Origin of the sequence: Peribacillus sp. NPDC096447 (genome assembly GCF_044762725.1) — a bacterium.
Classification (GTDB): domain Bacteria; phylum Bacillota; class Bacilli; order Bacillales; family DSM-1321; genus Peribacillus.
Genome location: NZ_JBIWEV010000005.1, coordinates 160,103 through 179,673 on the forward strand (window position 1 = coordinate 160,103; position 19,571 = coordinate 179,673).

18 protein-coding genes are annotated in these 19,571 nt (G+C 40.1%); 13 read left to right on the plus strand and 5 right to left on the minus strand.

Annotation, left to right across the window (positions count from 1 at the left end):
- Positions 1–52 precede the first annotated feature (52 nt).
- Together ACIQZD_RS18095 and ACIQZD_RS18100 are read left to right on the plus strand one after the other, a co-directional pair.
- Positions 53–445, plus strand: a complete 393-nt coding sequence (locus ACIQZD_RS18095; RefSeq protein ID WP_402905100.1) for a response regulator transcription factor — start codon at positions 53–55, stop codon at positions 443–445.
- A 136-nt stretch (positions 446–581) separates the two neighbouring features.
- Entirely contained in the window at positions 582–1,454 is an 873-nt protein-coding gene (locus ACIQZD_RS18100) for a CvfB family protein (protein ID WP_402905102.1), read from the plus strand.
- Between the two features lie 46 nt (positions 1,455–1,500).
- On the opposite strand, the gene cotJC is transcribed toward ACIQZD_RS18100, so the two are convergent.
- From cotJC to ACIQZD_RS18115, 3 genes are read right to left on the minus strand one after another with little or no spacing between them, the layout of a single operon-like run.
- Positions 1,501–2,070, minus strand: coding sequence for a spore coat protein CotJC (gene cotJC / locus ACIQZD_RS18105; RefSeq protein ID WP_350299040.1), 570 nt, complete (start codon positions 2,068–2,070; stop codon positions 1,501–1,503).
- A 12-nt stretch (positions 2,071–2,082) separates the two neighbouring features.
- Positions 2,083–2,349, minus strand: a complete 267-nt coding sequence (locus tag ACIQZD_RS18110; RefSeq protein WP_063234474.1) for a spore coat protein CotJB — start codon at positions 2,347–2,349, stop codon at positions 2,083–2,085.
- The gene (locus ACIQZD_RS18115) at positions 2,350–2,583 is read right to left on the minus strand and encodes a spore coat associated protein CotJA (RefSeq protein WP_063234475.1); all 234 of its coding nucleotides are present in this window, start codon (positions 2,581–2,583) and stop codon (positions 2,350–2,352) included.
- A gap of 256 nt (positions 2,584–2,839) precedes the next feature.
- Between ACIQZD_RS18115 and ACIQZD_RS18120 the strand changes: the two genes are divergently transcribed.
- From ACIQZD_RS18120 to ACIQZD_RS18135, 4 genes are all read left to right on the plus strand, one after another.
- Positions 2,840–3,673 (plus strand): 3D domain-containing protein, encoded by an 834-nt coding sequence (locus ACIQZD_RS18120; protein WP_402905105.1) that lies wholly within the window; start codon positions 2,840–2,842, stop codon positions 3,671–3,673.
- A 156-nt stretch (positions 3,674–3,829) separates the two neighbouring features.
- The gene (gene recQ, locus ACIQZD_RS18125; protein WP_402905616.1) at positions 3,830–5,956 is read left to right on the plus strand and encodes a DNA helicase RecQ; all 2,127 of its coding nucleotides are present in this window, start codon (positions 3,830–3,832) and stop codon (positions 5,954–5,956) included.
- A gap of 126 nt (positions 5,957–6,082) precedes the next feature.
- A complete protein-coding gene (locus ACIQZD_RS18130) occupies positions 6,083–6,289 on the plus strand; it encodes a cold-inducible protein YdjO-related protein (RefSeq protein WP_061463486.1) in 207 nt (68 codons plus the stop codon).
- Positions 6,290–7,131: 842 nt separating this feature from the next.
- A complete protein-coding gene (locus ACIQZD_RS18135; protein ID WP_034307294.1) occupies positions 7,132–7,326 on the plus strand; it encodes a cold-shock protein in 195 nt (64 codons plus the stop codon).
- 85 nt (positions 7,327–7,411) lie between these two features.
- On the opposite strand, the gene ACIQZD_RS18140 is transcribed toward ACIQZD_RS18135, so the two are convergent.
- Positions 7,412–8,326, minus strand: a complete 915-nt coding sequence (locus ACIQZD_RS18140; protein WP_241663242.1) for a YitT family protein — start codon at positions 8,324–8,326, stop codon at positions 7,412–7,414.
- 374 nt (positions 8,327–8,700) lie between these two features.
- Between ACIQZD_RS18140 and ACIQZD_RS18145 the strand changes: the two genes are divergently transcribed.
- From ACIQZD_RS18145 to ACIQZD_RS18175, 7 genes are all read left to right on the plus strand, one after another.
- Positions 8,701–10,833: a PAS domain S-box protein gene (locus ACIQZD_RS18145; protein WP_402905108.1), complete on the plus strand. Its 2,133-nt coding sequence runs from the start codon at positions 8,701–8,703 to the stop codon at positions 10,831–10,833.
- Positions 10,834–10,902: 69 nt separating this feature from the next.
- On the plus strand, positions 10,903–12,099 hold the full coding sequence (locus ACIQZD_RS18150) for an MFS transporter (protein WP_402905110.1): 1,197 nt from the start codon (positions 10,903–10,905) through the stop codon (positions 12,097–12,099).
- 398 nt (positions 12,100–12,497) lie between these two features.
- Positions 12,498–13,289, plus strand: a complete 792-nt coding sequence (locus ACIQZD_RS18155) for an SGNH/GDSL hydrolase family protein (protein WP_402905111.1) — start codon at positions 12,498–12,500, stop codon at positions 13,287–13,289.
- On the plus strand, positions 13,286–14,200 hold the full coding sequence (locus ACIQZD_RS18160) for an ABC transporter ATP-binding protein (RefSeq protein ID WP_402905113.1): 915 nt from the start codon (positions 13,286–13,288) through the stop codon (positions 14,198–14,200). The genes ACIQZD_RS18155 and ACIQZD_RS18160 overlap by 4 nt, the downstream gene beginning before the upstream one ends.
- Positions 14,193–15,173, plus strand: coding sequence for an ABC transporter permease (locus ACIQZD_RS18165; protein ID WP_137017470.1), 981 nt, complete (start codon positions 14,193–14,195; stop codon positions 15,171–15,173). The genes ACIQZD_RS18160 and ACIQZD_RS18165 overlap by 8 nt, the downstream gene beginning before the upstream one ends.
- Positions 15,174–16,057: 884 nt before the next feature.
- Complete coding sequence (locus ACIQZD_RS18170) at positions 16,058–16,894, plus strand: MBL fold metallo-hydrolase (protein ID WP_402905115.1); 837 nt, start codon at positions 16,058–16,060, stop codon at positions 16,892–16,894.
- Between the two features lie 80 nt (positions 16,895–16,974).
- Positions 16,975–17,406: a CBS domain-containing protein gene (locus tag ACIQZD_RS18175; RefSeq protein WP_402905117.1), complete on the plus strand. Its 432-nt coding sequence runs from the start codon at positions 16,975–16,977 to the stop codon at positions 17,404–17,406.
- A gap of 43 nt (positions 17,407–17,449) precedes the next feature.
- Here ACIQZD_RS18175 and ACIQZD_RS18180 read toward each other — a convergent pair whose 3' ends face one another.
- Positions 17,450–19,423: a S9 family peptidase gene (locus tag ACIQZD_RS18180; RefSeq protein WP_402905119.1), complete on the minus strand. Its 1,974-nt coding sequence runs from the start codon at positions 19,421–19,423 to the stop codon at positions 17,450–17,452.
- Between the last annotated feature and the right edge of the window lie 148 nt (positions 19,424–19,571).

Consider the following 19,571-nt stretch of genomic DNA (forward strand, 5'->3'; position numbering starts at 1 on the left):
ACATTTTATTTATAACAATGATGGACAGTCAAGAAAACTGAGCCATGAAATTATGGTCATTGAAGATGATATTAACTTAGCGGAACTGTTAGAATATGAATTGATGGACCGTGGCTTCCACGTCAGTTATTTCAAAAGTGGTAGAAAGGCATTTCAAAAGCTAAAAAGCTCACCTCCTGATGCCATTGTACTGGGTATCCTTCTTGAAGAGGGAGAGATGGGCGGCTGGACGATCTTGTGGGAATTAAAAGGTTCCGCTGACTTGAATGAGATTCCCGTTTTTGTATCGATCGCACTTGACGAAAGGGAGAAGGGAATTTCCTTGGGAGCAAAGGATTATTTAGTTAAACCGTATAAACCGAGCCAATTATCCAAAGTGATCATGCATACTTTATTAAGTAACGGTAAACAAGGGCATATTCTGGTTCCGCAGGCATTCCCATGAAGAAAAAAGGGTTAAAAAATAAAAAACCGTAATAGGTATACAGATCAACAAAAAAATGATAAATTCAAATATGTTGGAAATATAAATAATTGGGTACAATTGTAGGTAAAGGTAAGTTACAGGAGGATTTTTATACATGCAAAAAATTCAGGCCGGCATGGCTGTAGAGTTAGAAGTGGAACGTAAGGCTGATTTCGGATGGTTTTTAACGGATGGTTCAGAAGATGTCTTACTTCATCATAATGAAATGAGTGAAGGAACGGAACTTGAGCTTGGCGATGAAGTAACTGTGTTCATCTACCATGACAAACAAGCAAGGCTAACAGCGACTATGAAGATACCCGAAATCCAGATTGATCAGTATGGCTGGGCGGAAGTTGTCAATGTGAAAAGGAAACTGGGTGTATTTGTGGACATCGGTCTTTCCAAAGATATTCTTGTATCCCTGGACGACCTTCCGAATATTGATCGTTTATGGCCGGAGGTTGGTGATCGTCTATATGTATCCCTGAAGACAGATCGTCATGACCGTCTGTTTGGTAAACTTGCAACGGAAGATGTAATTCAGGAGATTGCAGTGACAGCTCCTTTAAAAGGAGTCCGTAACACCAGTGTTAAGGGGAATGTTTATCGTTTGCTTATGGTTGGGTCTTTCTTTATTTCAGAAGAAGGATACCGCTGTTTCATTCATGAAAGTGAACGCAAGGAGGAGCCCCGCCTTGGTGAATTAGTTGAAGGGCGCGTCATTGATAGTAAAGAAGATGGAACGCTTAACGTTTCATTAATCCCCTTTAAACAAGATTTAATGGGGGAGGATGCTGATGTCATTTTCACTTATTTAATGAATCGCGGCGGTGCAATGCCTTATGGTGACAAAACGCCACCTGATGATATCAAGTTTCACTTCGGTTTAAGCAAGGGAGCGTTCAAGCGTGCTCTCGGTAAACTGATGAAGGAACAAAAGATTTACCAGGAAGATGGATGGACATATTCTTCGGACCGTAAATGAAAAAGGCAGCGGATTTTCTCCGCTGTCTTTTTTCTTGTGAATTTCATTAAAAAAACTTCTTTTTACCTTTTTCTTCTTTTAAAATCTCCACAGCTTCCCTGAATCTCATCGAATGAATAATTTCCCTCTCACGCAAAAACCTGAGTGAATCATTGATATCAGGATCATCCGAGATGTCGATCAACCACTGATAAGTTGCTCTGGCCTTCTCTTCAGCTGCGATGTCTTCATATAAATCTGCAATGGGGTCGCCTTTTGCTTGGATATAAGTGGCGGTCCATGGATTCCCGGCAGCATCATGATAATAAAGGGCACTATCATGATTAACATAATGGTCCCCTAGCCCGGCGGCAGCCATCTGCTGAGGTGTGGCATCTTTTGTTAGCTTATAAATCATCGTGGCGATCATTTCCAGATGGGCAAATTCCTCAGTTCCGATATCCGTCAGCAGGCCAATCACTTTATCAGGTATTGTATATCGTTGATTTAAGTATCGGAGTGCTGCAGCCAACTCGCCATCAGCACCTCCGTATTGTTCTATTAAATATTTTGCCAATCGAGGATTACAGTCTCTTACTTTAACTGGATATTGCAGCTTCTTTTCATAAACCCACATAGATATCTCTCCTTATACCTGCCATGGCCAAGGGCCTTGGCCCCATTCCCATTTATTTTCACCGCCTGGACTGTTTCCAAAACCCAATAATGGACCATATTTAGGCTCAAAAACCGATTTCAATTGTTTGGAGTATTCATGAAATTGATTGAATTGCTGTAATGCTTGCTGATCGTTAGGATGTGTATCCAAATAAAGAGTCAACTCGACAAGTACGAAATCGGCAGCCTGTATTTGTTCAAGCAACTGATAATATTCATCATCCAGTTTCTTATTCATTTATGTCTCCCTTTCCCGATATGGATTATCATAAAAATCATAAAAGAATTTCCAAAGTGTACCGTATTTCAAAGCTTCCTCCGGTGTGAACTGCTCCAAATTCGGCGGTTGAAAATTAATATACAAATTAGGAGGTGTTCTGTAGTACTTTCTCCCAATAGGCGGGCACGGATCGAATTTACTATGGAAAGGTTTATATGACTTAACTAAGGTAAAAGTCTTTTCGCGAGTCAAAAAAATACCTCCTTTGTAAAGATATAGCCTTTAATTTTTATGCCTGGGTATTGCATAATATGACTCCCCTGGTCTGGAAAGGAAATTATCTGGAAAATAATGTTTTTTCAGAATATTATAAAATCTTGTTATGGTCTCGTTATCTTACTGTGATGTTTGTCATCTATTCTTTATCTGTTTGTTCTTTGTATAGAAAAAAACTATGTTAAGATTTAACTCGTAGCTTATAAAGCAGCTCACAAGGAGGTAACAACATATGAAAAAATCAATCTTATCGTTAGCGGCAGCCGCTGCAATATCCGGTGCATTTACAATTCCGGTACAAGCAGAGGATGTCAAAGTGAAAGATGGAGACACATTATGGGGGATATCTCAAACATATAAAGTATCAATAGAAGATATTAAGTCTTGGAACGATTTGTCTTCAGACACGATTTATGCCGGAGAAACCATACATATTTCTCAAGAAGAGCATTATAAAGTAAAGTCAGCGGACACATTATCGGGAATTGCACACAAATATGATGTAGCGGTAAATGATATTAAATCTTGGAACGGTTTAAATTCAGATACAATCCATCCTGGTCAAGAACTGGTCATTAAACCGGCAGCTAACAAAGTCGAAGCTGCAAGTGTAGAGCCTGCACAGAAATCAGAGCAAGCTGCACAAGCAGAGCAATCCGAACCAGCAGAACAAACAAAGCCGGTTGAACAATCGGAACCAGTTGAACAATCGGAACCAGTTGAACAATCGGAACCAGCAGACACAAACAATGAATCCCAAGATCAAGCAGAATCTGGAAAAGAGATTACTGTTAGTGCAACAGCCTATACGGCTGATTGTCAAGGCTGCAGCGGAACAACAGCCACAGGAGTGGACTTGAAAGCTAATCCTGATGCAAAGGTGATTGCTGTGGACCCTTCAGTCATTCCACTAGGATCAAAGGTTTATGTTGAAGGTTATGGCTACGCAACGGCAGCCGATACAGGCAGTGCCATCAAAGGGAATAGAGTGGACATATTTGTTCCAAACGAACAGGATGCCGTGAATTGGGGCGTTAAAAACGTTAAAGTGCAAATCCTGAATTAATTTAACCATGCAAAACATGTTTATATATTGAAAAAGCAGACACAGACATGATGTGTCTGCTTTTTTTGTCCTTTAGGTTGTCGTGAAAAGCAGGTACAATGGAAGAAATAGATCCTTATAAATCCTTAGAAGGTAAATAGGAGGAATAGTAAATTGATGGAAAAAGCACGTGAATATTTACAAGAATACTTTGGTTATGAGTCATTCCGAAAAGGTCAGGAACAGATTATCGAACAGGTGTTGGGAGGAATAAACACGGCGGGAATCATGCCTACCGGCGGAGGTAAATCAATATGTTACCAAATTCCAGCCCTTCTGTTACCAGGTGTAACACTCGTTATATCCCCACTAATTTCCTTGATGAAGGACCAAGTAGATGCCCTCGAACAAACTGGGATTGATGCCACATTTCTTAATAGCTCCATTTCTGGGTTGGAATCATCCAATAGAATGAACGATATTAAACACGGAAGATATAAGTTGGTTTATTTGGCGCCAGAACGATTGGAAAATCCTGCATTTCAACAGGATCTATTTAATGTGGATATTTCATTGGTAGCCATCGATGAGGCCCACTGTATATCTCAATGGGGTCATGACTTCAGACCAAGCTATTTAAAAATCAAAACCTTATTGAAAAACATGCCATCAGCCCCGACGGTACTGGCATTAACCGCAACAGCCACACCGCATGTGACGGACGATATATGTCAGTCGCTCGGAATATCAGAGCAGCATACAATATCAACGGGATTTTCCAGAGATAACCTGTTCTTTTCCGTAGTGAAAGAAGAAAATCGCGGCCGGTTTCTAATGCGCTATTTAGAGAAAAACAAAAATGAATCGGGTATCATCTATGCAGCCACTAGGAAAGAAGTCGATTCCTTGTATGAGAAGCTTATAAAAGCGGGGTTCAAAACAGGTCGATACCATGCTGGCATGAATGAACAAGACCGTTCGGAACAGCAAGATCAATTCATTCGTGATGACATACCCTTGATGGTAGCGACATCTGCCTTTGGTATGGGAATCGATAAATCGAATGTTAGATACGTCATCCATTACCAAACTCCAAAGAACATGGAGAGTTATTACCAGGAAGCGGGCCGTGCAGGGAGGGATGGTTTGGATAGTGAATGTATCCTTTTATATTCCCCTCAGGATATGCAGATACAGCGTTTCTTGATTGATCAATCAAATCCCTCGCAGGAGTGGCAAGCCCAGGAATTGAAGAAATTGAACAGAATGAAGGATTATTGTTTTACCGAAGGGTGCTTGCAAGCCTTCATTCTGCAATACTTTGGAGAAGAAAACCCTGAAGATTGCGGTCATTGCGAAAATTGTACAGATAAGCGTGACTCTGTTGATGTAACTACACAGGCACAGATGGTCCTTTCATGCATGTTGAGAATGGGTGAGCGATTCGGTAAAACGATGATTTCCCAAGTGCTTACGGGATCACGCAATAAGAAAATTGAAGAGTTCGGATTCCAGAAGCTCTCAACCTATGGAATCATCAATGATCAATCAGCGAAGGATGTAGGTGATTTCATTGATTTCCTTACAGCAAAACAGTATATCGAAATGACGGGCGGCCAGTTTCCGGTACTTAAAGTTACCAATGCTGGCAGGGAAGTTCTATTGGGACAGAAAAAAGTACTGCGTAAGGAAATAAAAAAAGTAAGCAGCATCAGTGCGGATCATGGGTTGTTTGAAGAGTTGAGACAGTTAAGAAAAGAATTGGCAAGTAAGGAAAATGTACCTCCATTCATTATTTTTTCCGATGCATCCTTGAAAGATATGGCCGTCAAACTGCCGAGGACGGAAGAGGAATTCCTGGAAGTTAAAGGGGTGGGGATGCAGAAATTCGAACGCTTCGGAGCCGTGTTTTTACAAGGGATTTCCCAGTATGTACAGGCACATCCTGAATTAGAAACGAATACTATGGTTACAAAGGAAACGGTAAAGCGAGCTACTAAACCATCTCACTTAGAAAGCTATCGCTTATATCAGGAAGGCAAATCAATCAAGGAAATAGGGACATTGAGAGGACTGTCTGCCATTTCAATTGAAAATCATTTATTAAAGTGTGCAGAAGAACACTTGGATATCAAATGGCATGAGATTTTCTTGGAGAAAGAATTTGATCTTGTTTTGGAAACTGCGAAACAATTGGATTCTGAAAAATTGAAACCACTAAAAGAAGCCCTGCCTGAGCATATTTCCTACTTTATGATTAAAGCGATCTTGGTTAAAGCAGGTCTGGAAAACGAAAGGTGTTAAGGTTTTTTGGATAATTTCTTCATTGAATAAATAAGAATATGGTTTAATGCGTATACTAGGAATGATAAAAAGGTGAAAATTCGCGCCTTTAATCAGAGTCTTTATATAAAAAAGAGGAGGTTGCTCATGTATTTTGGTAAAAAGAATTCAGAGGAACCAGAAATCGTTATGGAAGATACGATAGTATATGCGTGCGGATCAGCAGATTGTAATGGTTGGATGAGAAAAGACTTTGCCTCGGAAAACTATGATTGCCCAATGTGTGGAAGTCAATTAGTTGAGGAAGTCAGGGAACTTCCTAAAATTGAAAATGAGTATAATGCGTTTAAATAAAAGAGGTGAATCTTAGCCTCTTTATTTTTTATTTTAAAAGAAGTAGGGCGGAGTGGTTTTATTCTGGATTAATGCTTTACATATAAAAATATGTGTGGTATCATTAAATTTCAGTGTTATGAAAAGAAAGCACTGGAGGGTAATTTAAAGTAACATTTTTATTAATAAAATAATTTTTCATCATTTTCATGATGAAGTAGAATCAAGTTAAACATATCTAGAAAAAAGAAATACATGTAATCACCAAGTATTTTCCTCGATCCATTTCTGTTCTTCATTAACTTACTTCTATGTACCATTTGTCTTTTGGAATTTAATCTACCCAATTGGAATTACGGACGGTTTTAATTAATAAACATGTACTTACAAGCTTTTATCTGATTCTCGCAGGCACGGTCTAGGAACCGTATGGATGGGAGAGAGGCAGGGCTTTCATTGTTTTAGGTTTTGGCATTAAAAATTACTCTCATGCTCGATGTTCCATCGAACGAGCAGGAAGAACCATATGGAATGGATTCTTAAACATCGCAGTCTCGATTATCTTGAAGGGTAAGTCAGGGACTGTGTTTCATTTTGGGGACTACTTTCTTTTTTAGAATCTTTCCTCAAATATATAAAGCATATATATGATATAATGATTACTGAGATATGAAAAATTCATGTCGTAATCTCAAGTTCTTACCATTCAAAAAGTTTGGTTGAAAGAACGATGATCATACTTAGATTTGCGAATGGGTATTTACTCACTATTTAGATTAAACGCCATCTATTCTTCTTTTATCTTTATGGCTTGTGATCTGTTATGCAGCACGGAGTCAATTCAATTCTAAGGAGTGAGATACATGTATAGAAGAAATAATACGGAAGAAATCATTCCTGAAGAAACAAAGGTGTGGGAATGTACATCAGAAGATTGCAAAGGTTGGATTCGCGATAACTTTACAAGTAATGATGAACATGTTTGTCCGTTATGTAGCAGCGAGATGAAACCCGGCACCAGAATGCTTCAAGCAATCAACAATCCAAGAAACTATTAAGGTCATAAAAAAAGCTGAAGGGGATTCTCCCTTCAGCTTTTTTTATCTTTTTGCAAATTGGATCAAGCAAAAAGCAGGTAAATGATTAGTGGATATCTTTTTTCTTGAATCGGCCGCCTCGAACTTCCGCGATATCCCCAACGGCAAGAAATGCAGATGGATCGAAACTTTTGACTATCTCTTTGAGTTTAGCTTCCTCAAGCCTGTTTATTACACAGAAGATGACTTTTTTATCATCACCAGAATAAGCACCTTCACCAGCTAAAAAGGTTACGCCCCGTCCAAGGCGATTCATGATGGCATCACCGATATCATTAAATTCATCACTGATAATCCAAACAAACTTGGATTCGTCCAAACCTGCTATGACGATATCCATCGTTTTATATGCCACGAAGTAAGCTATGATCGAATACATGGCACGATCCCACGAGAATACGAAGCCCGCGCTGCCAAGGATGAATAAATTAAAAAACATGACGATCTCCCCAACGGAAAAAGGGAGCTTCTTGCTAGCGAGTATGGCAAGTATTTCTGTCCCATCCAATGAGCCGCCATATCGAATGACCATTCCAACACCAATGCCAAGAATCATTCCGCCGAAAGCGGACGCTAGGAGGATATCTTGAGTGAAAGCCGGTACATGATGAAGCAATGTAGTGGTAATGGAAAGGACTAAAATTCCATAAAGGGTAGATAATGCGAAGGTTTTGCCGATTTGTTTATAACCGATAAAAAAGAAAGGAAGATTCAAAATGAATAGAAAGATTCCGAGCTTCCATCCAGTAATGTAAGATAACATAATCGATATACCCGTTATGCCCCCGTCGATTACGTTATTCGGCACTAAAAAAATCTCGAGGCCGACAGCCATCAAAACCGCACCGATTGTAATTAGTAGACCTCTCTGTAAAATTTGTCTCAGTGTTAATTTTTTATGCTGGGTCTTCTTATGCATAATTTCTGTTGTACTTGCACCTGCCAGGTCTGACATAATCATGCCCCCCACTCCTTCTCTCTATATAGGTTCTATTTAATTATAAACCTATAGGTATAATTTAATAAAGAAATTAAGATTCTTGATTAATATATTCCCGAATAATTATTTTTGTTATTGATAATGTCCTGCAATGAAGAAGCAGGGTTGATAATGCTTGTCAATACCATGTATTCCTATTCTACTCCTTACAAAACAATAGTATTTCTAATTTTTATGATTTTATGAAGGAATCCAGCATTTTCTTGAGATATGGGGTGCACCGAAAGAGTCAGTGTGTAAATATATAGGTGAAAGGAAATAAAAAACCTTTGAGGTACTATGGATTTCCATTACAATATAGGAGAATAGAACGTTTGAGGTGGTCAAGTAAAAAAATGGAACAATCAATTGTGGCATCAAACCCTATCCTCTTTATGATTGCAGTACTTTTGATAATAATGGCGTGTTATACGGCCTTGGATTTACTGACAACATTACTGACGATAGAGAAATTTAAACGCCTGGTGTATATTGGGAGCAGCTGCTCTATGGGAGTGGCTATTTGGACGCTTAATTTTGTGGTCATATTCACCCTAGATAATTCAGGAATGGCAGCATACAACATTGCTACAATAATTTTTTCATTAGCATTGGCGATAGCTCTCGCAGGAGTTGGGTTATTGGCCATATCGTATAAAACACAAGTGTTGCAAATCGTTTTTTGCGGCTTCATGTTTACGATGGCCATTTTATCCAATTATATAATGGGAACATCTTCTTTAAACCATTCTTTGCACTTTAGCCCATTGTCGGTCTTCAGTACGCTTTTCAGTATCTTTAGTTTATTTGTAGCAGCACTTGCAATATTATTTTATTTTAATAAATTAAGTCAATCCTCGCTAAAGCCAATCAGTACTCTCATGATGAGCGGGGCAATCATTGAAGGCTATTATCTTTTTTTAAGAGTGTTACCGATGAACGCGAAAAATGAAACGGGTGAATTTGTTCCACTCACCCCATTTATGCTTTATCTTACATGCTTCGTTTCATTATTCATCCTTGCCAGCTTGATCGCTTCAAGTACGATCGTAGGCCGGCGGTTGGCAAAAAGCGACAATACTGTGAGCGATATCCGTTATGCTTTAGATCAATCGGCGATCGTCGCCATCACGGATGCAAAAGGAATCATTACATATGTTAACGAAAAATTCCTGGAAATATCACAATATGAAAAACATGAACTAATAGGGGAAAATCATTCCATCATCAATTCTGGTTATCATACAAAAGAATTTTTCGCTGACCTATGGCTAACGATCAGCCAAGGGAATACATGGCATGGTGAAATATGCAACCGGGCTAAAGATGGTAATGTTTATTGGGTGGATACAACTATCGTTCCATTTATGAAAAAAGGTAAGCCATATCAATATATTTCCATCCGTTCAGATATTTCCAGTCGTAAAAAAGCAGAAAATGCACTAAAGGGGTCAATCAAGGAACTGGAGGATATGCAATATGCAATCAACCAATCCTTGATTGTGGCGATTACCGATGATAAAGGAGTCATTATCGAGGTGAATGATAAGTTCTCCGAGGTTTCTGGTTATGGGAGAGGTGAATTGATAGGCCATACACATAAGATAGTTAATTCTGGGTACCACTCAAAGGAATTCTTTGAACATATGTGGAAGACCGTCCATGATCGGAAAGTTTGGAAGGGTGAAATTAGAAACAAGGCGAAAGACGGCAGTTTTTATTGGGTCGATACAACGATTGTTCCATTTTTCAGCGAAGAAGGAAAGCCATTTCAGTTTCTGGCACTTAGATATGATATAACTGAGCGTAAACAATCGGAAGAGATGCTCCATCGGCAGGATAAATTAGCCGCTGTCGGTCAGCTTGCTGCTGGAGTGGCACATGAAATACGGAATCCGCTGACCTCCATGAAAGGGTATACGGAATTTTTGCAATTAGATGAAATGGACGAAAATAAACAAGAATATCTGGAAATAATCATGGACGAAATCAATCGTGTGAATGAGATAGTTGAAGAGTTCTTGCAATTGGCCAAACCACAGGCCTTGATATTGGAATCGAAGAATCTTGTGCCGATCATTCAAAACGTCGTATCTTTGACGGATTTTGAAGCCAGGAAGAAGAACATCACGCTGATTTCGGATTTCAATGAAGAAGAAATCCTCGTTCGTTGTGATGAGAATCGATTAAAACAAGTCATATTGAACTTCATTAAAAATGGTATGGAAGCTATGCCTGACGGTGGGTTCATAAAAGTCATGACTGAACTTAAAGAGGATAAAGTGCATATATCCATTACCGACACAGGAATTGGGATGCCTCCAGAGCAGCTTAAGAGACTGGGAGAACCATTTTTCACAACGAAAAAAACTGGTAATGGGTTAGGTCTAATGATCAGCTTTAAAATCATAGAAAGCCATTTCGGAAATGTCTTTGTCGAGAGCGAGGTCAATAAAGGCACAGTCTTTAATATCGTGCTCCCTATTTAATATCCATATTAGGAAGCAATGAATTAAATCAACAACTTTATAGAAGCTGTCTGCGTGGGGGAACTGGATTTGGATAAACAAAAGCATGTCAATATTATTAGCTTGAAGGTATTTTACCTATTTTCTTTTTTTGCAGTAGGAAGTTTAACACCGCTATTAAGCGTTTATTTGGCCAATGAGGCTGGTTTGTCCGGTATTGAAATAGGTACGATCATGTCTGTTGGACCGATAGTGATGATCGTTTTTCAACCTTTTTGGGGAATTGTCTGTGATTGGAGCGGGAGACCAGCAAAAATATTGGCAATGACATCGTTGCTTGCTGGTGTATTCGGTTTAGGCTACTTACTGTTCGAGCACTATTTACTTATAGTATCCGTCGCAATCGCTTTGGCAATCTTTCAAAGTGCGATAATACCGGTTTCAGATAGCATCACCCTTCAATATACAACAAAAATCAAATCGAATTATGGGAAAATCCGTTTATTCGGATCACTTGGTTACGGTGTGGCCGTTTTTGTAATGGGAAGGTTATCTGAATCCTTCATGGGTCCCTCAGTGATATTTTATGCCTTTTTCTTCGGTCTTTTGATTGCGGCTAGTCTTGCTCTTCGTTTGCCTGAAGAGCCACCTGGGGGGAAGGTGAAGCTTTTCGGTGGAATGAAAGAATTGATCACCATGAAACGATTTCTTATCTTTCTTGCCATAACGTTCCTGCTATTTGGTCCTAATCTTGCAAATAATGTATACTATGGTTTGTTTGTAGAGGCAAGGGGAGGGACATATACAGGAATTGGCATTGCGTTCCTTTTAGCTGTATTATCGGAAATCCCATTTATGAGAATCGCAGGTACCTGGATTCATAAAATAGGCCTGCTGCCAATTACCTTATTGGCTGGAACGGCCTCATTGGTCCGCTGGGTTTTGTACTTTACCGAACCAAGTTTGGCTACCGTATATGTGACTTCGATCATTCAAGGGTTTTCACTTGGCTTATTCATTCCTGCAGCTTTACAATATATCAGGGAAGTTGTCCCTGCACGAATAACAGTAACAGCAATAACGCTTTATTCCGCCATTGGCAATGGATTGGGTAACTGGTTCAGTACCTTCAGCGGCGGGATAATCTTGGAGAAATCAGGAATATATGCTGTCTATTTATTTTATGGTTTACTCACGCTGATCGGGATGCTGCTTACAATATGGCTCATGAGGTTAGATATAAAATTAAAAGTATTGGGAAAACCCATAGGTACAATAGAAAAATGATGGAAAATATAGCGAGAAACCTCTTTACCTTTCATGGTGAAGAGGTTTTTTTTATTTTTCTCTATACAAGTTTTAGAGAAGGCCTGCTAAATGATCAAGCAGAAAAGACGATAGGATTCATTTAATCCCTCAGACTGTAGACAAACTCGATTAAGAGTATTTTAAGGGTTTGTACAATTTAAACGTTGATTGGAACGTAGGGCACTTGCTCCAATCAACTTTGTTATAAAAAATTAGATAGAACCCCTTTTGTAATCCCTTTCCGCCTTTTTTTATTAGTACTTTTAAAAAGGAAATGCTTTTATTGATTGGAATTTTTAACCAGAACAATCAGTTTTTTGTTTTTGGAAATAATATGATTTAATGGAAGGTAGAGAATGAATGGAAGGGTGAGTGTTTTGAGCAAACCAAAAGTGTTGGCTGCTACCATCGTATCAGCTCTTATCGGCCTGTTTTTTTTATTTTGCCTTGGATGGGCGATTACTGACCATTACGGAAAAGGAACTTCCGATAGAGAAGTAATTGAAGAAACCCCCATTAAAAATGATCTTCCTGATGATTTTACGGTAGTGGCATTAGGCGATTCATTGACACGTGGCACAGGTGATGAAACAGGGAAAGGCTACGTTGGACTTGTTGTTGAAGATTTGAAGAGTGAGTACAATAGAAAGCCAATCATTCATAACCTCGGAATTAATGGACAAGTGTCTAAAGAATTGGTGCAGCAAGTGAAACAACCGGAAGTGAAGCGCCAAATCCAGGCAGCTGATGTTATTTTAGTTACAATCGGGGGTAACGATTTATTTCAAAAAGGCCAGACCCTGCTTGAATATGATCGTGAAGCTATATCTGTATCACAAAAGAATTTCTTGGGAAATTTACATGAAATTTTTAAAGATATCAATAAAGTCAATGATGCAGCTACCATTTTATTGCTTGGGCTGTATAATCCGTTTATAGATTTGGATGAAGACTTTGATACGAACCGCATTGTTCGTGACTGGAATAATGAAACGGCAGAAGTCGTGGCTCTTTATCAAAATGCAATTTTCGTTCCAACATTTGATTTATTTCAATTGTCGGTAAATGAGTATTTGTATTCGGATAAATTTCACCCTAATAAGAAGGGGTACCGTTTAATTGCTGATAGAGTTGCTCCTTTAATAAAATGGGAGGATGTGGAACGATGAAACAGGTGACATTGTCTGTCAGGGACTTGAGAAAAAGGATTGGCAAAAGGGAAATTATTAAAGGAATAGATTTTGAGCTAAATGAAGGTGAGGTTTTCGGCTTTTTAGGACCGAATGGAGCAGGCAAGACGACGACGATACGCATGTTGGTCGGTTTGATTAAGCCATCCTCAGGTTCCATCCATATATGCGGGTATGATGTTCGTCAGGAATTTACGAAGGCTATGAAGCAAATGGGCTGCATCGTTGAAAATCCAGAGTTGTATCCTTTTTTGAGCGGGTGGAATAATTTGCTCCACTTTGCAAGAATGTTACCTGAAGTTGATGAAACAAGAATGATCGAGGTTGTTGAACTCGTCGGTCTGCAAGCGAGAATTCACGATAAAGTGAAGACCTATTCGTTAGGTATGAGGCAACGCTTAGGAATCGCACAGGCAATGCTGAACAGCCCTAAGCTGTTGATTTTGGATGAACCGACCAATGGTCTAGATCCTGCCGGAATCCGTGAAATGCGGCAATTCATCAGAAAGTTGGCTGAAGAAGAAGGTATGAGCGTTCTGGTTTCTTCACACTTATTAGGTGAAATACAGCAACTTTGTGACCGGGTCGCAATTATTAAAGGGGGGGGAATTATCAAAACGGATACGGTGGAAAGCTTATTATCCACGCAGGAGCGGATATTTTGGCGGGTGGAACCTATACAAAAGGGAGCGGAAATTCTTAGCGGCTTCACCGAAATTACCTTAGATCAAAAATATATCATTACAGCCTATGATGAACTCAAAACACCCGAATGGAATGCTGCACTTAACCAAGCAGGGGTGAGGGTGCATGAAATGAATCGTAAGCTCCCGGGATTGGAAGAATTGTTTTTGCAAGTTACCGGTGTCGGAGGTGCAGGCATTGAATAACTTGATCCAAAATGAAATGATGAAGTTGTTGGCAAAGAAACGGTTAATCATAATCGGTATCATCGTGGGGATTTTAGTGCTGATGTTTACATATGCCCAATACAAACAAGTGGAAGAGCAGCGGGAGAAGTTGGGAACCGATGATTGGCGTGCAGCTCTTCAGCAGCAAATCATTGATACTCAAAATCGATTGGGCTCGAATAGGATGCTCGATGAGTGGCGTGAACAGCTGCAAGTAAGTCTGAAGCAGCAGCAATATTATCTAGATCATGATATCAACCCCTCAGAACCAGGCGCAGCCACCTTTACACGCATGTTTTTGGAAAATGCAATCGATTTGTTCATTCCGCTGTTGATCATGATTGTGGCTAGTGATATGGTTTCCTCCGAAAGCAGTCAAGGGACGATCAAGCTTTTGTTGACCCGGCCAGTGGAGCGCTGGAAAATCTTATTGAGCAAATATGTAACATTATTATTATCGGTTTCGATTATCGTGGCGATGACAGCCTTATTATCTTACCTATTATCAGGTATCGTTTTCGGATATCAAGGATGGGGGGCCCCTGTAATAACCGGATTCGAATTGAATGGGGCAGACGTGGATGTCAGTCAAGTAAGGTTAGTGGAACAATGGAAATTCCTATTGATGGACTTGGGACTTGTCTGGCTGGTGGCAGTTGTTGTAGGTACCCTTTCTTTCATGCTTTCGGTTTTAGTGAGAAGCACCCCTGCAGGCATGGGCATCATGCTGGCTGCATTGATTTCCGGGGCTATATTGAACAATATGGTTTCATCATGGGAATCAGCGAAATATTTCTTTATGGTGAATTTGAAATTGACCGCTTACATTAGCGGGACGGCTCCACCGATTGAAGGGATGACTTTACTATCCTCCGTCATTACTCTGCTCGTTTGGTGGGCGCTTGCTTTAATCGTATCTTTTACAGTATTTACCCGGCGGGATGTATACTGAGAAAATGAATTATAGGTTGTTTCATCAGTTTGTTGACATAGATGGTTCGGGAATGTCGCACCCCGAACCATAATTTTAAAAGAAGACTCGGTTTAACTGGCTAGGCGAGACCCCGATAGATGCTTGGCACACAGTCGGCGGAAAGGGAGCGGATTTAATGAAGTGAAGGTCGAATAACTGCGTGGACGGTTGAAAAAAGTGCTGTGAAGGCCGAAAAACTGCATGATCGGCCGAAAAAAGGTACCGTGACTGACGAAAAAAGTCAGGCTGGAATCAACTGTAACCTTTTAAAATAAAAAAACTGTAGACAAACTCCACCTAATGGTGTTCGGAATGGTCTCATTTCGAATCCTTTTCACGATTTAATCAAGGGAAGATTACCATGAATTTAAAACAAGACCTGGTTATCCTCATGTATTTTTACCGTTTATATGAACTGAAAACTCATTGGGATTGAAGAAATTTGAGACACTCCTGCCGAATAACTGGCTAGTCGAGACCCGCTAGATGCTTGCGGAGAGGAGGTTTGGAAGACAGTCGGCGGAAAGGGATTTTAAAGCTAAGTTGATTGGAACGGATGGTGCGAGACACCTGCGGGAAAAGCGTGTCCAAGGGAGACACCACAGGCGCAAAGACGCCGAGGAGGCTTCCGGACCGCCCCCGGAAAGCGAGTGCCTGGAGTGGAAATCAACGCCTACAAAAGGTGGGGCGGAAAGGGAGCGGATTTGAAATCATCTGCAACTTTTTTAAAGAACTGTAGGCAAACTCGCTTTCGAATCTTTCTTACTGTCTGAAACAGCCTATATAAATTATAGGTTGTTTTTTATTTTCTCGTACAGGGTATCCTTTAAAAAAACAGTATGTTCAAATTAGGAGGATTATAAATGGATGATAATCATTTGAATAAAAAATTCATGCCAATGACTTCAGTTTCCAGTGGAGATGTACAGATCATAAATGAGGATATATATTGTCTGTCTGTCCAAATCGTTAATGTAATTTTTATAGGGTCACCCAAAGATGATAAATGGGTATTGATAGATGCAGGGATGCCGCGTTCAGCAGAGGTAATAAAGAAAACTGCTGAAGAAATATACGGACCGCAAAATCCACCTGCCGCGATTATTTTGACACATGGACATTTCGATCATGTTGGTGCACTGATTGAGTTAATGGAGTATTGGGATGCTCCTGTCTATGCCCACATTAAAGAAATGCCTTATTTAACGGGACAGGAAAATTACCCCGAACCTGATCCTACTGTTGAAGGGGGAATGGTCGCTAAAATTTCATGGGTATTTCCGAATGAGGGAATAAACCTTGATGAAAAAGTTCAGCCATTGCCTGATGATCATAGTGTTCCCGGGCTTCACGATTGGAAATGGGTTCACACCCCTGGCCATTCGAAAGGACATATATCACTCTTCCGTGAAAGTGACCGAAGTTTGATTGCTGGAGATGCTTTTGTGAATGTCAGGCAAGATTCCCTATACAAGGTTATCACTCAGGAGAAGGAAATAGCAGGCCCACCGCGGTATTTGACAACCGATTGGGTGGCTGCCAAAGAATCGGTAAGGTTATTGGAAAGTCTGAAGCCGACTGTTGCCATAACGGGACATGGTTATCCTGTTGAAGGGAAAGAACTTGAAATGGGTTTAGCGAAGCTTGCAAAGGAATTCGATTCATTAGCTAAACCGGATCACGGGAAATATGTGGAATGAAGAGTGACGAAGTTTCATGAATAATTTCTCTTCAGAAGTCAAAAATAAACAAGCAACTTATGAAAAATGGAGGGATTTCCGTGACTAATTTAAGAGATATCATGACAACAGACGTTGACTGTTGCACTGCGGAAGATAACATATATGAAGCAGCAGTCAAAATGAAGAATGATGATGTTGGTGTCATTCCTGTATTGGAGAATAACCATTTAATTGGTGTTATTACAGACAGGGATATCGTCATTCGCTGTGTTGCCGAGAAAAAGCCGAATTCGACTAGAATTACCGATGTCATTTCCACCAATCTTGTAACAGGTACGCCTGATATGTCAGTGGAGGAAGCTGAGGAGTTAATGGCTACCGAACAAATCAGAAGGCTCCCTATCCTTGAGAATGACAAGCTGGTCGGAGTCGTGGCATTAGGTGATCTTGCTGTACACCAACAGACAAATTCAATTGCGGGAAATGCTTTAAGTTCAATTTCCGAAGACAGAGACCAAATTCAACACTAAAAAACAAAAACTCTGTTAGCTTTTGCTAACAGAGTTTTTGTTTTTAAAGATATTTATTAAACCATCCTTTGATTTCCTCAACATGTTGCAAGCGCATTTTTGGAGATCCGCTTCGGGATACTTCATGAGTTTCATCTGGGAAGGAAACAAGTACCGCTTCTTTATTTTGACGTTTTAAGGCGACAAAAAATTGTTCGCTCTGTTCAATGGGACAGCGGAAGTCCTTATCACCGTGAAGTAAAAGTAAAGGGGTATTCACATCGGAAACATATTTTAATGGAGAGTGCTGCCATAATTTTTCGGCAGAGTTAACGATATCGCCGCCAACTTCCCACTCTGTAAAATAATAGCCGATGTCGCTGACTCCATAAAAACTTAGCCAGTTACTAATGCAACGCTGAGTAACAGCGGCCTTGAAGCGGTTGGTATGTCCGATGATCCAATTTGTCATGAACCCTCCATAACTTCCTCCGGATACCCCTAAATCTTCATGGTCTATAAAATCATACGTAGCTAAAACGTGATCAACTCCAGCCATTAAGTCTTTATAATCCATGCCTCCATAATCGCCCCGGCAGGCATTTACGAAGTCTTGGCCATACCCTACACTCCCGCGCGGGTTAGTGAACAATACAGTATACCCTTCATTAGCCAAGGTCTGGAATTCATGAACATAGGTATTGGCATACATCATATGCGGACCGCCGTGGATTTCTAAAATGAGCGGATATTTTTGATTACCATCAAAATCGGTCGGTCTCATGATCCAGCCGTGGATGGTAAGTCCATCAACGGATTGGAATGTAATTGGTTCAGCCGTGGACAAATGTTTATCCTTCAAAAAATCCTCATTAACAAAACTGATTTGTTCCTTATCGCCATTGGTAAGGTTATAAGCGAAAAGATCGCCGGGATGAACAGGTGTACTGATGGCCACGACAGCACGGTGGCTTTCGGGATCTATAGTCAGGCCGTATATATGCTGCGGGTCAAGGATTGATGGATACATGGCTCCTTCAATCGAACCATAATATACTCCAGTATTTCCGTAATCACTTATTAAAAAGTAAAAACCTTGGCTATCGTTAGTCCACAAAATACCTGGGTCGACGGCTCCGATTTGGAAATCCCCAATTGCGGAATCGCCTATTTGGACGTCCCATCCATCGGTCAAACACTGAGTCGTTTGATCGATAATGGAATATAACCAGATATTTGAAAAGGTGGCCCCGGCAAATTCTTTATTATGGCCAATGAAAGATAGATATTCGCCATTTGGAGACCATTTCGGATCTCTAAAGAAACCTGTACTATCCGTTATCTTCTCTAAAGATTTCGTTTCAAGGTCCATGATGAAAATATCGGAAAAAAGTTCATCATCACTTCTTTCTGCATCCCCGCTTATGTAAGCAATATGCTGTCCGTCTGGGGACCATGCATTTGGTTGATGATCAACATTGTTTTCCGTTAGCAATGTGGATTCTCCCTTAAAAATGTCCACTATAACCAGCTGCTGATATAACTGATCAAAATAGCCTCTTCCATCCCATTTATATTTAATTCGGTCATACCTATTTACTTCCTTGGTCAAATCATTTTCCTTAACAGTATTAAGGTTTTCGTCTTCCTTTAACCCGGTAGAAAGCAGCAACTTGGTGGAACAAGGAGACCAAATAGGTTTTGATGCGCCGTTAACGAAATGGGTCAACTGGCGAGCTTCCCCACCAATGCTCCCAATAATGTGGACTTGTTTTTTCCCTGATCTGTCTGATATAAAGGCGATATGCTTGCCGTCGGGGGACCAGGCTGGTGATGTATCACGATTATCCCCAAACGTCCATTGCTTTGTTTCATTCGTAATCAGGCTGAACATAAACAGATTGGAAATGTATCTTTCCGTTTTTTCATCGATTCTGGTTTGGACATAAACCGCCATACTGCCATCCGGTGATAGCTTTGGATCGGTCACTGATTTCAAGTGAAATAAGTCTCTTGCTGTTATACCTATTTTGTTCATCCTTTTCACCCTTTCATTTCTCATAGTTATGTATTTCGCTAAAGAGAAATATAAATCCTTTAGTAAATGGTAAACGCGTAAGGTTTATTTATCAAGGACGAAAGAAATGAAAAAAATCCGGCCTCTTCATCAGGTCGGATCATCAGGA

What these genes read in the sequence shown, in the direction of transcription:
- ACIQZD_RS18110 (WP_063234474.1), bottom strand. Translation starts at nt 2,349, where the DNA reads ATGAATAAGAAACTGGATGATGAATATTATCAGTTGCTTGAACAAATA.
- ACIQZD_RS18120 (WP_402905105.1), top strand. Translation starts at nt 2,840, where the DNA reads ATGAAAAAATCAATCTTATCGTTAGCGGCAGCCGCTGCAATATCCGGT.
- recQ (WP_402905616.1), top strand. Translation starts at nt 3,830, where the DNA reads ATGGAAAAAGCACGTGAATATTTACAAGAATACTTTGGTTATGAGTCA.
- ACIQZD_RS18145 (WP_402905108.1), top strand. Translation starts at nt 8,701, where the DNA reads ATGGAACAATCAATTGTGGCATCAAACCCTATCCTCTTTATGATTGCA.
- ACIQZD_RS18180 (WP_402905119.1), bottom strand. Translation starts at nt 19,423, where the DNA reads ATGAACAAAATAGGTATAACAGCAAGAGACTTATTTCACTTGAAATCA.
- ACIQZD_RS18135 (WP_034307294.1), top strand. Translation starts at nt 7,132, where the DNA reads ATGTATAGAAGAAATAATACGGAAGAAATCATTCCTGAAGAAACAAAG.
- cotJC (WP_350299040.1), bottom strand. Translation starts at nt 2,070, where the DNA reads ATGTGGGTTTATGAAAAGAAGCTGCAATATCCAGTTAAAGTAAGAGAC.
- ACIQZD_RS18095 (WP_402905100.1), top strand. Translation starts at nt 53, where the DNA reads ATGGTCATTGAAGATGATATTAACTTAGCGGAACTGTTAGAATATGAA.
- ACIQZD_RS18140 (WP_241663242.1), bottom strand. Translation starts at nt 8,326, where the DNA reads ATGATTATGTCAGACCTGGCAGGTGCAAGTACAACAGAAATTATGCAT.
- ACIQZD_RS18130 (WP_061463486.1), top strand. Translation starts at nt 6,083, where the DNA reads ATGTATTTTGGTAAAAAGAATTCAGAGGAACCAGAAATCGTTATGGAA.
- ACIQZD_RS18160 (WP_402905113.1), top strand. Translation starts at nt 13,286, where the DNA reads ATGAAACAGGTGACATTGTCTGTCAGGGACTTGAGAAAAAGGATTGGC.
- ACIQZD_RS18170 (WP_402905115.1), top strand. Translation starts at nt 16,058, where the DNA reads ATGGATGATAATCATTTGAATAAAAAATTCATGCCAATGACTTCAGTT.
- ACIQZD_RS18100 (WP_402905102.1), top strand. Translation starts at nt 582, where the DNA reads ATGCAAAAAATTCAGGCCGGCATGGCTGTAGAGTTAGAAGTGGAACGT.